Origin of the sequence: Blastomonas sp. CCH1-A6 (assembly GCF_001556365.1) — a bacterium.
Lineage (GTDB): Bacteria > Pseudomonadota > Alphaproteobacteria > Sphingomonadales > Sphingomonadaceae > Blastomonas > Blastomonas ursincola.
Genome location: NZ_LSIS01000466.1, coordinates 22,823 through 35,720, shown reverse-complemented (window position 1 = coordinate 35,720; position 12,898 = coordinate 22,823). Strand labels below are relative to the sequence as shown.

13 protein-coding genes are annotated in these 12,898 nt (G+C 64.2%); 5 read left to right on the top strand and 8 right to left on the bottom strand.

All coding sequences use genetic code 11. The features are described from left to right. The first annotated feature begins 145 nt into the window (after nucleotides 1-145). A complete protein-coding gene (locus tag AX735_RS20950; protein WP_066284426.1) occupies nucleotides 146-919 on the top strand; it encodes a thioesterase family protein in 774 nt (257 codons plus the stop codon). Nucleotides 920-956: 37 nt separating this feature from the next. Next, the gene (locus AX735_RS20945) at nucleotides 957-1,934 is read left to right on the top strand and encodes an NAD(P)H-dependent flavin oxidoreductase (protein WP_066284424.1); all 978 of its coding nucleotides are present in this window, start codon (nucleotides 957-959) and stop codon (nucleotides 1,932-1,934) included. Between the two features lie 50 nt (nucleotides 1,935-1,984). Here the strand turns inward: AX735_RS20945 and AX735_RS20940 are convergent, their stop codons facing one another. From AX735_RS20940 to ptsP, 7 genes are all read right to left on the bottom strand, one after another. Then, complete coding sequence (locus AX735_RS20940) at nucleotides 1,985-2,362, bottom strand: hypothetical protein (protein ID WP_066284423.1); 378 nt, start codon at nucleotides 2,360-2,362, stop codon at nucleotides 1,985-1,987. Between the two features lie 62 nt (nucleotides 2,363-2,424). Beyond that, nucleotides 2,425-2,808: a hypothetical protein gene (locus AX735_RS20935; RefSeq protein ID WP_202189634.1), complete on the bottom strand. Its 384-nt coding sequence runs from the start codon at nucleotides 2,806-2,808 to the stop codon at nucleotides 2,425-2,427. A 51-nt stretch (nucleotides 2,809-2,859) separates the two neighbouring features. Next, the gene (gene ftsH / locus AX735_RS20930) at nucleotides 2,860-4,815 is read right to left on the bottom strand and encodes an ATP-dependent zinc metalloprotease FtsH (RefSeq protein WP_066284436.1); all 1,956 of its coding nucleotides are present in this window, start codon (nucleotides 4,813-4,815) and stop codon (nucleotides 2,860-2,862) included. 93 nt (nucleotides 4,816-4,908) lie between these two features. Next, on the bottom strand, nucleotides 4,909-5,883 hold the full coding sequence (tilS, locus tag AX735_RS20925) for a tRNA lysidine(34) synthetase TilS (RefSeq protein WP_066284417.1): 975 nt from the start codon (nucleotides 5,881-5,883) through the stop codon (nucleotides 4,909-4,911). Beyond that, nucleotides 5,867-6,835, bottom strand: a complete 969-nt coding sequence (locus AX735_RS20920; RefSeq protein ID WP_066284416.1) for a tetratricopeptide repeat protein — start codon at nucleotides 6,833-6,835, stop codon at nucleotides 5,867-5,869. The genes tilS and AX735_RS20920 overlap by 17 nt, the downstream gene beginning before the upstream one ends. Before the next feature lie 135 nt (nucleotides 6,836-6,970). Then, nucleotides 6,971-7,861 (bottom strand): RodZ domain-containing protein, encoded by an 891-nt coding sequence (locus tag AX735_RS20915; protein WP_066284415.1) that lies wholly within the window; start codon nucleotides 7,859-7,861, stop codon nucleotides 6,971-6,973. A 164-nt stretch (nucleotides 7,862-8,025) separates the two neighbouring features. Then, a complete protein-coding gene (gene ptsP / locus AX735_RS20910; RefSeq protein ID WP_066284414.1) occupies nucleotides 8,026-10,308 on the bottom strand; it encodes a phosphoenolpyruvate--protein phosphotransferase in 2,283 nt (760 codons plus the stop codon). A 176-nt stretch (nucleotides 10,309-10,484) separates the two neighbouring features. Between ptsP and AX735_RS20905 the strand changes: the two genes are divergently transcribed. After that, on the top strand, nucleotides 10,485-11,573 hold the full coding sequence (locus AX735_RS20905) for a DUF5694 domain-containing protein (RefSeq protein ID WP_066284413.1): 1,089 nt from the start codon (nucleotides 10,485-10,487) through the stop codon (nucleotides 11,571-11,573). Nucleotides 11,574-11,706: 133 nt separating this feature from the next. Here the strand turns inward: AX735_RS20905 and AX735_RS24685 are convergent, their stop codons facing one another. After that, nucleotides 11,707-11,865 carry a YdcH family protein gene (locus tag AX735_RS24685; protein ID WP_023838338.1) on the bottom strand — a complete coding sequence of 53 codons (159 nt, stop codon included), beginning with the start codon at nucleotides 11,863-11,865 and terminating at the stop codon, nucleotides 11,707-11,709. A gap of 206 nt (nucleotides 11,866-12,071) precedes the next feature. Here AX735_RS24685 and AX735_RS20900 point away from each other — a divergent pair, with 206 nt between their 5' ends. Next, nucleotides 12,072-12,269, top strand: a complete 198-nt coding sequence (locus AX735_RS20900; protein ID WP_066284411.1) for a YdcH family protein — start codon at nucleotides 12,072-12,074, stop codon at nucleotides 12,267-12,269. A gap of 113 nt (nucleotides 12,270-12,382) precedes the next feature. Further along, nucleotides 12,383-12,862 carry a DUF1465 family protein gene (locus tag AX735_RS20895; protein ID WP_066284409.1) on the top strand — a complete coding sequence of 160 codons (480 nt, stop codon included), beginning with the start codon at nucleotides 12,383-12,385 and terminating at the stop codon, nucleotides 12,860-12,862. Nucleotides 12,863-12,898 lie beyond the last annotated feature (36 nt).

Genomic DNA, 12,898 nt, shown 5'->3' with positions numbered 1-12,898 from the left:
TGTTGACATCGCAGGGGTCGGAAGTTCAATCCTTCCTACGCCCACCAGCCTTCCCCTCTCCTGATATCCAGCGATCCGTAACGGCAGCCGCAATGCGGCAAATTTCCGGTGGATTCGGGCGGAATTCTCTGGTCTTAATCGCGCGATGAATCTCGCTCAGACCCTCGCTTCGTTCGTCCGCGCCGACAATGGCTGGACCGTTTCCGTCGCTCCATGCTGGATGCAGGGCCGCACCTGCTATGGCGGCCTGTCCTCCGCGCTGGCGCATCATGCCGCGCGATTGACCGTGTCCGATGCGCCGCCGCTGCGCTCCGCCCAGGTGGCCTTTGTCGGGCCACTGGCGGGCGAGCTGACGATCTCGACCGACCTCTTGCGCCGTGGCCGCAACACCGCCTTTGTCGAGGTCAAGATCCGCAGCGCCGAGGGGCTGGGCTTTATCGGCACCTTCATCTTCATGTCGAAGCGCGAGAGCCGGATCGAGTTCGAGGGCGTGCACCGCCCCGACGTCGCGCCGCCCCCTGCGGAAGGCAAGACGCGAAGCGGCCCGCCCGAATTCTTCACGTCGCAGATGGAATATCCCGAAAAGCGGCTCGAGCTGGGCATGAACACGCCACGCCTCGCCAACTGGCACCGTTTTGCCGAGCGCGACGGGCTCGATCCGATGACCGAATTGCTCGCTATCGGCGATGGACTGCCGCCATCGGCCATGGGGCTGATGGACGTGGCAGGGCCGGTGAGCAGCATGAACTGGCAGGTTAACCTGCTCACCGACGCACCCGAGACCGAGAATGGCTGGTGGCTGCTCGAATCGGTCACACACCACGCGCATCATGGCGCGGCAAGCCAGTACATGACGGTATGGAACAGCAGGCTCGAACCGGTGATGACCGCAATGCAATCGGTCGCCCTGTTCGTCTGATCTGCCCTCGAATCAATAAGATAAAGGAGAGAGCCTCATGAAGACCCGCATTACCGAGCTGTTCGGCATCGAGCATCCGATCATCCAGGGCGGCATGCACTATGTCGGCTTTGCCGAACTGGCGGCCGCCGTGTCGAACGCGGGCGGGCTCGGCATCATCACCGGCCTCACGCAGAAGACGCCCGAGGATCTGGATGCCGAAATCAAGAAGTGCAAGGCGATGACCGACAAGCCGTTCGGCGTGAACCTGACCTTCCTCCCCGTGCTCACCGCGCCCGATTATCCCGGTTATGTCCGCGTCATCATCGAAAACGGCGTCAAGGCGGTGGAGACTGCAGGCAACAATCCGCAATCGGTGCTGCCCTATCTCAAGGAAGCGGGCGTCAAGGTGATCCACAAGTGCACCAGCGTGCGCCACGCGCTCAAGGCCCAGGCGATCGGCTGCGATGCGGTCTCGGTCGACGGCTTCGAATGCGGCGGGCATCCGGGCGAGGACGACGTGCCCAACATGATCCTGTTGCCCCGCGCCGCCGACGAGCTCGACATTCCCTTCGTCGCTTCGGGTGGCCAGGCCGATGCACGTTCGCTGGTGGCCTCGCTCGCCATGGGTGCCGATGGAATCAACATGGGCACCCGCTTCATCGCAACCAAGGAAGCGCCGGTGCACGAGAATGTGAAACAGGCGATCGTGGCCGCATCCGAGCTCGATACACGGCTGGTGATGCGCCCGCTGCGAAATACCGAGCGCGTGCTGACCAACGAGGCGGTGGAAAAGCTGCTGGTGATCGAAAAGGAAAAGGGCAAGGACCTTCAGTTCACTGACATCATCGAGCAGGTCGCGGGCGTCTACCCGCGGATCATGATGGAAGGCGACATGGATGCCGGTGCCTGGAGCTGCGGCATGGTCGCTGGCCTGATCCATGACATTCCCACCTGCAAGGAGCTGATCGACCGGATCATGACCGAGGCGGAGCAGATCATTCGCGGGCGACTCGAAGGCTTTCTCGCCGCCTGAGCTTCATCGCCCCCCGCGCCGCAAAGCCGGGGGACGATTTTCGCCTCGCGTTACTTGCAGGGAAATTTCTTCTTCATCAGGTCGTAGACCGCGACCCGGAACGGCTTTTTCTGCGCCGACGGAGGAAGGCTGCTGAGATATTGGCGCAGTTCCTCGCCGGTCATCTTGGGACGGTCGCTGGCCGGTGGGCAGCTATGCATCTTGCCGCCCGCCTTTTTCTGCCGGGTAATGTCGGCCACATACAGCTCGCGTACCCGGTCCGACTCTGCCCGCAAGGCGCGCACGTCGCTCGACAGCAAGGCAGCAGGTCCCATGCTTTCGGCCTTTTTCATTCCCGCCAGAAACTCGCCCACGGTCATTTCCGATGCCGCTCCGGTCGACAGCATCACCACCGCTGCAAGAATGCCCGCCTGAACGCCCCGCTTCATGCCCATGCTCCCTCCATGATCTCGCAGCCTGTCTATCATTGCCTGATGAACGGCAAATGACCTCATTTTTGCGCCGCAACGCAAGGATAACGCAAGGTCATGACCAGCGCAAAGGCGGTGGTGACGGGCATGTCGCGATTGGCTTCCGGGAAAGCCTGAAAGTCACCGATCAGATCGGGAATGGTAAGCTGTGCCTGGCCAGGCGGAGGGGGACAGCTGGGCACCGCTTCCCCCCGGCTGGCGCTTTCGGCCAGCGCGGCGCGATAGGCCTTGGCCGCATCCTGTATGGTCTGCCGTACCGCGTCCGCTTCGGGAGTCCCTACCCCGCCTGCTCCTTTCGCCATCAGGGCCTTTGCAGCAACAAGGAATTCACGCACGGTCTCGATCGGCATGGGGGTTGGTTGCGACAACGGCGCCGGTGCCTGAAGCGCCAGCGCCGTCATCAAGATCATACCGATACGCACACTATCGGCCCTGTCTGGCCCGCAAGGGAGCGATCAGGCGCCCTGCGGCTTGGGATCGTGGAACGGCCCCTTGCGCTTGCCGGCACGCGGGATCACTGCGCCGATGCCGGGAGCGACATCGGGCTTGACCTTGCTGCCATCGGGCCGGTCGAGCTTGCCACTGTCGAGCAGTTCCTTGATCTCGTCGCCGCTCAGCGTCTCGTATTCAAGCAGCGCCTGCGCCAGCGTGTGGAGCTGGTCGACATGATCGCTCAGCACCTGCTTGGCGCGATCATAGCCCTGATCGACGACCTTACGGATTTCCGCATCGATCTTGCGCGCGGTCTCGTCGGACATCATCAGACGCTGGCTCTGGCCATAGCCGAGATAGCCTTCCGACTGTTCCTCGTACTGCAACGGGCCAAGCTCGTCCGACATGCCCCATTTGGTGACCATGTCGCGCGCCAGCTTGGTCGCGTACTGGATGTCACCGCTCGCGCCGGACGAAACCTTGTCATAGCCGAAAATCACTTCCTCGGCGACGCGGCCACCCATGGAGACGGCGAGGTTCGCGTACATCTTGTCACGGTGATAGCTGTACACGTCGCGCTCGGGCAGACGCATCACCATGCCCAGCGCGCGACCGCGCGGAATGATCGTCGCCTTGTGGATCGGGTCCGACGCGGGTTCGTGCACTGCAACGATGGCATGGCCGGCCTCGTGATAGGCGGTCATGCGCTTCTCGTCCTCGGTCATCACCATGGACTTGCGCTCGGCGCCCATCATGACCTTGTCCTTGGCCGCCTCGAACTCGCTCATCGCCACCAGACGCTTGCCCCGACGCGCGGCGAGCAGAGCGGCCTCGTTGACCAAATTGGCGAGGTCGGCGCCCGAGAAGCCGGGGGTACCACGGGCGATGACGCGCGCGTTGACATCGGGAGCCAGCGGCACCTTCTTCATGTGCACCTGCAGGATCTTCTCGCGGCCCTCGATATCGGGCACGGGCACAACGACCTGGCGGTCGAAACGGCCCGGACGCAGCAGCGCGGGGTCAAGCACATCGGGACGGTTGGTCGCCGCGATGATGATGATGCCCTCATTGGCCTCGAAACCGTCCATCTCGACCAGCAGCTGGTTCAGCGTCTGTTCGCGCTCGTCGTTTGAATTGCCGAGGCCCGATCCGCGATGGCGGCCGACGGCGTCGATTTCGTCGATGAACACGATGCACGGCGCGTTCTTCTTGGCCTGTTCGAACATGTCGCGCACGCGGCTCGCGCCGACGCCGACGAACATTTCAACAAAGTCAGAGCCCGAAATGGTGAAGAAGGGAACGCCCGCCTCACCCGCGATCGCGCGGGCGAGCAGCGTCTTGCCGGTACCGGGCGAGCCGACCAGCAGCGCACCCTTTGGAATCTGTCCGCCAAGCCGCGCGAACTTGCTCGGATCGCGCAGGAACTCGACGATTTCCTGCAGCTCCTCGCGCGCTTCGTCGATACCGGCGACATCGGCAAAGGTGACCTTGCCAGCCTTTTCCGTGAGCAGCTTGGCCTTGGACTTGCCGAAGCCCATCGCGCCGCTCGCCCCGCCGCCCTTCTGCACCTGGCGCAGAACGAAGAACGCGATGGCGATGATCAGGATGAAGGGAAGCGACTGGAACAGGATCGCGACCAGCAGGCTGGGCTGTTCAATCGCCTTGCCGCTATAGTCGACGCCCTTTTCCTCGAGCAGCGGGATCAGCGTCGGGTCGTTTTCGACGCGAACCGCAGAGAAGGCCTCGTCATTGACATAGGTGCCGGTCACGCGATCGGACGAGATCACGACATTCTTGACCTGGCCATCGGCCACGCGGTCGCGGAAAGTGGAATAGCTGATCGAACTGCCGCGATCGGCCGAGCCGCGCGTATCGATGAGCGACACGACCACGAGCAGGCCGATAATGACCCCTGCCCAGATGAGCATGTTCTTCATCCAGCCGTTCTGGTTCGAACCGGGATCCTGATCGTCGTTCATCTCAAAGCCTTTGCAGCCATAAACCATGATCAAGATAGGCAGCTAATCCTGAATGACAATATAATCTGCCCGCGCTTTGGCCTGCGATCGACATTATTCTGGCGCAGAACCCTTGGTCGAAGCGCCGCGTGGCGGAGCGGGCCGCAAATGCCAGCCCCGGCCGTCCGCCGCGGGCCCGCACAGGACGTCGCCTATCATCCCCTGCCCTCCGCCTGCCAGCGTATCGAGAAGCCGGTCGAGCGCGGGTCCGCGCATGTCGATATCGCTCTGGACCCGGCGCAGCGCGATCTGCAACAGACGCCGCAGCAATGCCGGCGGATAGCCGGTCTCCACCAGCCGGACCCCCTGACGGTCGGCCACCAGAACGCCGTCTGCTTCGCGCGCTGCGATCCAGTCGAGCGCTTCGCCTGCCTGTGCGAGCGCATGTGCCGATCGCACAGCCATTCGCGGGTCGATGCCCTCGAAGTCTTGCAGCGCGCGCCGCATCCTCACCCGGTCGAAATCGGCATTCGCGTTGCTGGGATCTTCGACAAAGCCAATGGCGTTGCGCTCGCAATGCGCGACCAGCTCGGTCTTGCGAAAGCCGAGCAGCGGACGCACGATCCGGCCGTTGCGCGCGCGCACCCCGGCCAGGCCGTCCACCCCGCTGCCGCGCGCAAGCCGCATCAGCATGGTTTCGAGCTGGTCGTCGGCATGGTGCGCAGTGACGATGAAGGCCGCGCCGATCGCATCGGCATGCGCAGCGAGCAATGCATAGCGCGCCGCGCGCGCCACCGATTGCAGGCTTCCCGTTATCGGCTGGTCGGGGCGGAGCACCGCGTGCGTCATGCCAGTCGAGGCGCAAAACCGCGCCACCATCTCCGCCTCGTCGGCACTTTCGGGGCGCAGACCATGGTCCACGGTCGCCGCGCTCACCGGGCCGAGCCAGCCGCGCCGGACCAGATCGGTCAGCGCCATGCTGTCGGGCCCGCCAGAGACGGCGAGCAGCAGATGCGCCTTGCTGTCGCCCGTCAGCGCGGTGAGGGCCGCGCTGACGCGATTCAGGTCCGCGTCACTTGCATCCGGCATTGCGGCGCCCGGCAGCGAGCCGGTCCGACAGACGTCCTGCCGCCACTTCGGGATAGACTTCGGCCAGCTCGGTAAAGGCGACACAGGCCTTGGGCTTTTCGTTGAGCTTGATCAGCGATTCGCCCAGGAAATAGAGGCTTTCAGGCGCGCGATCACCCTTGGGTTCCTTTTCGTAATTCTCGGCGAACATCTTGGCCGCAGCGCTCGGCTTGCCATCGTCGAGATAGGCCCGACCGAGCAGGTTGCGGGTGTAGCTCGACCGCTTGTGCTTGGGATGCTTTTCCAGCGCGAAACGCAGCTGCGCCTGCGCCTCGGGGAAGAACTTCGCCTCCCAGAGGCGATAGCCGTACAGATAGGCGTCCTCGCCCGCATCGGCGCTTTGCGGCTTCTCGATCTTGGCGACGGCGGCGACGCGTTCGGCGCTCGGGGCCGCAGCGGCAGCGCTCGCCGCCGCAGGCGTTGCAGGACGCGGCGTTGCGGCACCTGCTCCCGCAGCGACGGGAGCAGCCGTCGGTGCGGGTGCTGCGGAGGCGGCCGCAGCGGCGGCCTTGGCCTGCTCCTCAAGCTGCAGGAGCCGCTTTTCGAGCTGGCCGATCTTGAAGCCGTTCTCCTCGGTCTGAGCGGTCAGCCGGGTGATCTGGGTTTCCAGCGTGTCCACGCGCTGGAGCAGGTCGGTCAGCGGCGCGCTCGCCGAAACACCGCTGGGGGTCGGCGTGGCAGTCGGCGCTGCGATTTCGGGCTCGAAGAATCGATCCGAGGCCCCCGGAAAGACCTTGCGCTGCACCGCGCGCATTTCCGATTCCAGCTTCTTGACGCGCGGTTCCAGCGGAGCGGCCTGCGCCGCTGCGGGACTGGCCGTGGCGACCAGCGCCGCCATCACCGTGCCAGCGAGCATCCGGGCAGAAAGGCCGATCCGGCGCGGAATTACGGGTGATAGGCGGGCGGTGGTCATGTCAGGCTCCAGATCGAACGGATGTCAGGCACAAAAGGTCTATAGGGCGATCGCCGCTTTCGTCAAAGCCGCGCTAGCACGAATTTGGATGGCATGACGTCACTGAACGCCAGTTGACCGAAGCGCTGATGCAGCTCAGCCCTCGGTACTGGCGCTGCGGCTTTCCTGGCTGGCCGTCGCTGCCGGGACAGCCGGGCGTGCCATCAGCGCGGCAGCCGTCACAGGCACGTCCTTGACCGCAACTTCGGAAGTACCGAGCGGTGCCACCGTGCGCCCGCCCACGGTGATCTCGAACGCATCGGGGCGACCGGTCCAGACCTGAGGGTTCACCGCGTCGGCCGGCACCGTATATTGCTCGCCAAGCGCCATTTGCTTCTGCATCAGCTGCTTGCCCTCGCCATCATAGAACTTGATCCAGATATTGTCCTCGGTGGCGGTGAACACGACCTCTGCCTTGGGATCGACTGCAGGCGCGGATGGCGCCGTGCCGCCAGCCTTGCGCTTGGGAGGTGCGGCATCGCTCGCGGAGGCCGCATCGGCGGCCTGGGCAAGTTCCTCGACATTGGCCGCGGGGAACAGATAACTGCGCCAGATACCGAACCCGGCCAGCAGGATGACCGCGCCGGTCACCGCCGCAAGCAGCGCCAGCTTGGCCGACGGGACCTTGCTCGGCTCGTCGAGATCGAACTGGGTGACCTCGCGGGTCGGGACGTGTGACGCGCCACCAAGCGCTTCGCGTATCTGCTGGGCAATCTCTTCTTCGGGAAGTTCGACCGCGCGCGCATAGGCCTTGCCGAAGCCGATGGCATAGGTGCGGCCGGGCAGCGTCTCGAACTTGCCCGCCTCCATCGCTTCGAGATGGCGCATGGGGATGCGGGTGCGCGAGGCGATGTCGTTGAGTGTCAGGCTGCGCGCCACACGGGCAGAGGCCAGCCGCTCGCCCACATGCGCGGGCGGAAACAGATCCCCGGTGGTCGCGCCATCCTCGGATGACGCACCACCTGCGTTATAGGGCGTGTCAGACACGTTTGCGCTCCCGATCCGGGTCGTCCCGGTTATCCTGTTGGCTCCATTTCGGGAGAAACATGAACCAATCCCGAAGTCAACGAAATTGGCGGAATCTTAACCCATTCGGGCTTGAAAACAGTTGTAACGATTGTGTCGCAAATGGCTGACCGTAAAGGATTGCCTCAGCCGAGTTCCATCCCCTGTGCGATGGCCCAATCCTGCAGCACCTCCCGCATGTTGGCAGGCGGATAGGCCAGCATTTCATCCATCTTGGCCGTGGCGGTCTGCAGGTCGAGCGAGCGCACCATCGCCTTGATCGGACCGACAGCAGCCGGGGTGATCGACAGCCGGCGAATGCCGACCGCGAGCAGCGCAAGCGCTTCAAGCTGCCGCCCGCCCATCTCACCACAGACGGTCAGGTCGATATTATAGGGCTCGACCGCTTTGACGACCCTGCGGATGAAGCGCAGGATGGCCGGCGAAATCCAGTCATAGCGCTGCGCCAGCTTGGGATGCGCACGGTCCGCCGCGAGCAGGAACTGCGTAAGATCGTTGGTGCCGATCGAGAGGAAATCGATCTTTGGCCCCAATATATCGAGCGTTTCGGCCAGCGCAGGCACTTCCAGCATCGCCCCGAAGCGGATGCGATCAGGCAGCAGCTTCTTGCGCCCCTTGAGAAAGGCGAGCTGATCGTCGAACACCTGGCGCGCCGCGTCGAACTCCCAGGGTTCGGCGATCATGGGGAACATGACATTGAGCGTCTTGCCCGCCGCCGCCTCGATCAACGCGCGTGCCTGGACCTTGAGCAATCCGTCGCGCTCCAGAGCCACACGCACCGCGCGCCAGCCCATGGCAGGATTTTCCTCGCCCGGCCCGTCTTCGCGCAGATAGGGCAGCGACTTGTCGCCGCCGATATCGACGGTGCGGAACACGACCGGCTTTTCGCCCGCCGCATCGAGCACGTCGCGGTAGAGCCGCAGCTGGCGCTCCCGCTGCGGCAGCGTCGCGGACACGAGGAACTGGAACTCTGTGCGGAACAGCCCCACGCCATCGGCCCCGGTGACCGCGAGATGCGCGATGTCGTCGCGCAGACCTGCGTTGATCAGCACGTCGATCCGCGTTCCGTCGGTGGTGCGCGGCTCGACATCGCGCAGCGCGGCATAGGCGGCCTGTTTCTCGCGGCTGCGCAGGAACTTAGCCTCGAACGCCTCGATCACCTGCGGCGCGGGACGGATCAGCACCGAATTCTCGTTGGTGTCGATCAGCAGATGGTCGTCCTGCCGCACCTGGTGCAGGATGTTGCGCATCCGGCCCATCACCGGAATGCCCATCGCCCGCGCGACGATGGTGACATGGGCGGTCAGCGATCCTTCCTCCAGGATCACGCCCTTCAGCCTGCGCCGATCATATTCGAGCAGTTCCGCCGGCCCCAGATTGCGCGCGATCAGGATCGTATCCTGGCGCAGCCCCATCTGCGCCGCCGTGCCGATCTGGCCCGAGACGATCCGCAGCAGCCGGTTCGACAGGTCCTCCAGATCGTGCATCCGGTCGGCGAGCAGCGGGTCGTCGATCTGCCGCATCCGCATCCGCGTGCGCTGCTGAACGCGCTCGATCGCGGCCTCGGCGGTCAGGCCGCTGTCGATAGCCTCGTTGATCCGGCGCGACCAGCCTTCGTCATAGGCGAACATCTTGTAGGTCTCGAGCACCTCGTCATGCTCGCCGCCTTTGCCGAACTCGGCCTGGCTCGCCATCTTGTCGATCTGCTCGCGCATCTTGATGAAGGCGGAATAGACGCGCTGGCGCTCGGCCTCGACATCCTCGGCGACGACATGCTCGATGGTGATGCGCGGCTGGTGGAAGACCGCCTTGCCGCTGGCAAGCCCCGCGACGAGCGGGAAACCCATTTCACGCTGCGAATGGGTGCGTTCGGCGCCACCATCGAGCGCTGCCTGCGCATCGACCAGCCCGGCATTGGCGATCAGCTCGGACAGGACCATCGCCACGGTCTGCATCGCCTCGATCTCGACCTCGAGATAGCGGCGCGGCTCGACATGCTGGATGCACAGCACGCCCACCGCGCGCTCCATCCGCACGATCGGCACGCCGGCAAAGCTGTGGAACTTTTCCTCGCCGGTTTCGGGACGATATTGGAAGTCGGGGTGCGCGGTCGCCTCGGCGAGGTTCAGCGTCTCGACATTCTTGGCAATCGTGCCGGTCAGGCCCTGGCCCAGCGCCAGCTTGGTGACGTGCACCGCTTCCTGATTGAGGCCGCGCGTCGCGAATAGCTCGAGCACGCCCTCGCGCAGCAGATAGATCGAGCACACCTCGCTGTTGAGCGAATCCCCGATGATGTCGACTACCTGATTGAGCTTGGCCTGCGCGTTGGTGCGCGCGGCCATGACATCGTGAAGCCGGGTGAGAATGTTGCGGGCGGCGAGCGTGGCGTTGATCTGGGCTTCGGACATGCAAGGGGGTCTAGCACGCAGCGAGACGGCACGCCATCCGGGCTTCCATCCGATTTGGGGGATGATTGGACGATAGACAGCCTTGTTGACGCAGTGTAGCAACACAGCAATACACAACAATTCCGGGGGTCATCGTGCCTTTTCCATCGTCATTCGTTGCAGGCCTGACACGGGCCATGCCCATCGTCGCCGCGCTGGGCCTGGCAGCGGCGCCGCTTGCAGCGCAGGAATATCGCCCGAACTTCCGTCCCGACGCGCTGAAAGGGCCGCCAAAGGGCGCACCTAACGAGGTTCTCGTGCTCGGCACGCCGCATCTAGCCGGCCTGCCCGACCGCGACACAACCGCGGCACTCAACGCGTTGCTCACTCCCTTGCTTGATCGGCTCGCAGCGTGGCACCCCACGGCGATCGCGACCGAAAACCTGTCAGGCCTGCAATGCGACAGCCTGCGCCGCTATCCGCAGCGCTATGCCGAGACGGTGAAGACCTATTGCTTCGACCCGGCAGCAGCGGCCGCAGCGACCGGGCTGGATTTGCCAGCCGCCAATGCCGAGGCTGAGCGGCTGCTGGCGGACTGGCCGGCCGCGCCAACACCGGGCCAGCGGCGCCATCTTGCGGCGGTCTTTCTCGCGGCGGGAGAGCCGGGTTCGGCGATCGTCCAATGGCTGCGCCTGCCTCCCGAAGAACGCAGGGCGGGCGACGGTCTGACCGAGCCGCTGGTGCAATGGCTCGAGGGCCGGCTCATGCGAAAAGACGAAACCTGCCAGATCGCTGCTGCGCTGGCGGCAAGGCTAGGACTGGAGCGGCTGTGGAGCGTGGATGACCATTCAGCCGATACCCCAAGTCCCAGCGACCCGGCGGAAAACAAGGCCTTCGAACAGGCGATTACCACAGCCTGGGACAATCCTGCTTCCAAGGCTCGCCAGGACATGAGCGCCGCGCTCGAAGCCAGGTTGGATCAGCCCGACGGCCTGCTGAATCTCTACCGCACCTATAATGCTCCCGACGGCCCGATGCTGGTCTATCGGTCGGATTTCGGGGCAGCGCTGGCCGAACCCTCGCCGCAGGGCTTCGGCCGTCAGTATCTGGCCTATTGGGAAACGCGCAACCTGCGCATGGTGGCGAACATGCGCGATGTGCTGGGCCGCTATCCGGGAACCCGGATGCTCACCGTGGTGGGATTGTCCCACAAGGGCTATTACGAAGCCTATCTCGACCAGATGCACGATGTCCGACTGGTCGACCCGCTGAGCGTGCTGCGCTAGCGCGGCTGGCGGGAGCCCCCCTCGCCCGACGCGCGCTCTGCCCCCGGCCTATATCAGGCCTTGCAGGCGCGCCGGGCGGTTTTGCGGACGTCAGGCCCCCCGGCCGACATCCGCGGTGATCAGATCAGCCTGATCAATGCAGGCTGATTTCCTCCTTGATACGCAGTTTCTGCTTCTTGAGTTTGGCGATCAGCGCAGTGTCGGGTGCCGGCCTGCGCTCTTCGTCGTGGATCATCCGTTCGATACCAGCATGCTTGGCCTTGAGGGCTTCGGTATGGCTGTCGTTCAGCATGTATGTCTCCTTCGACTCGTTGCCTTCTCATCGTGGGGGCACAATCTAAACATAAAATTTCCGGCCTGTCTTTGCGGTTATGCACAGGCGCGCTTGCATTGCGGCGAAACATTCCATAACCGCGATAACCGGCAGGCCTCGCGCCTGCGCTATGGCGATTCCGCACCGTTTTCGGCGGCGGGCTGTGGTGGGGAAAGGGCGCGCGCGTGACAGAGGAAGAAGTCCGGCAGAAGCTGGCCTCATTGCGCATTGAACATCGCGATCTCGATCATGCCATCGTTGCGCTCAGCAACGGCGGCACTCCCGACATGCTGCAGCTTGCCCGGCTGAAGAAGCGCAAGCTGATGCTGCGCGACCAGATCGCCATTCTCGAAGACTATCTCATCCCCGACATCATCGCCTGAACCGGTTCGCGCGCGGCGAAGTGACTGTTCCGAGTTGACACACGGAGGTGTAACCGTGCGTTAACCAAGTCTTTGATCTGTGCAGGTCCTCGCAGATTTGGCAGACAAGCCAAATGGAAAGCATCCAATCCCCCTTCACGGCCAAGCTGGTCGAGTCGCTCTACGTCGAAGCGATGGTGCTCGCCGACGAGGCCCGCTCCTATTTCGAGCTCACCGTCGAGCAGCAGGGCGTCGCCGATCAGGACGAAATCCGCATCGACATGTCGTGCGAGTCGCTGCGCGTGACCACGCGGCTGATGCATTCGATCGCGTGGCTGCTCAACCAGAAGGCGTTTTTTGCGGGAGAGCTTTCCGAGCACCAGCTGCGCAGCCGCAGCCGCTCGCTGGGCAAATGCAGCAGCAGCGACCCGTTCGTCGTCGCCCGGCTGCCTGCCGAAGCACAGCGGCTGGTCTATGAGACCCAGCACCTTCTCGATCGCCTGGTGCGACTGGAACGATCGCTCGAAGCCGATCGGCTCGGGTTCGCGGAGATCCAGGCGATGCACCCGATGGTGCACCAGATGCAGGCACGGCTGGCGAGCGAACTCGCCTGACACACCCCAGCTCGCCCCCCCCGTATTTGACGGATT

Coding starts and splice junctions, on each gene's coding strand:
- AX735_RS20950 (WP_066284426.1), top strand. CDS start 146: ATGAATCTCGCTCAGACCCTCGCTTCGTTCGTCCGCGCCGACAATGGC.
- AX735_RS20945 (WP_066284424.1), top strand. CDS start 957: ATGAAGACCCGCATTACCGAGCTGTTCGGCATCGAGCATCCGATCATC.
- AX735_RS20940 (WP_066284423.1), bottom strand. CDS start 2,362: ATGAAGCGGGGCGTTCAGGCGGGCATTCTTGCAGCGGTGGTGATGCTG.
- ftsH (WP_066284436.1), bottom strand. CDS start 4,815: ATGAACGACGATCAGGATCCCGGTTCGAACCAGAACGGCTGGATGAAG.
- tilS (WP_066284417.1), bottom strand. CDS start 5,883: ATGCCGGATGCAAGTGACGCGGACCTGAATCGCGTCAGCGCGGCCCTC.
- AX735_RS20920 (WP_066284416.1), bottom strand. CDS start 6,835: ATGACCACCGCCCGCCTATCACCCGTAATTCCGCGCCGGATCGGCCTT.
- ptsP (WP_066284414.1), bottom strand. CDS start 10,308: ATGTCCGAAGCCCAGATCAACGCCACGCTCGCCGCCCGCAACATTCTC.
- AX735_RS20905 (WP_066284413.1), top strand. CDS start 10,485: ATGCCCATCGTCGCCGCGCTGGGCCTGGCAGCGGCGCCGCTTGCAGCG.
- AX735_RS24685 (WP_023838338.1), bottom strand. CDS start 11,865: ATGCTGAACGACAGCCATACCGAAGCCCTCAAGGCCAAGCATGCTGGT.
- AX735_RS20895 (WP_066284409.1), top strand. CDS start 12,383: ATGGAAAGCATCCAATCCCCCTTCACGGCCAAGCTGGTCGAGTCGCTC.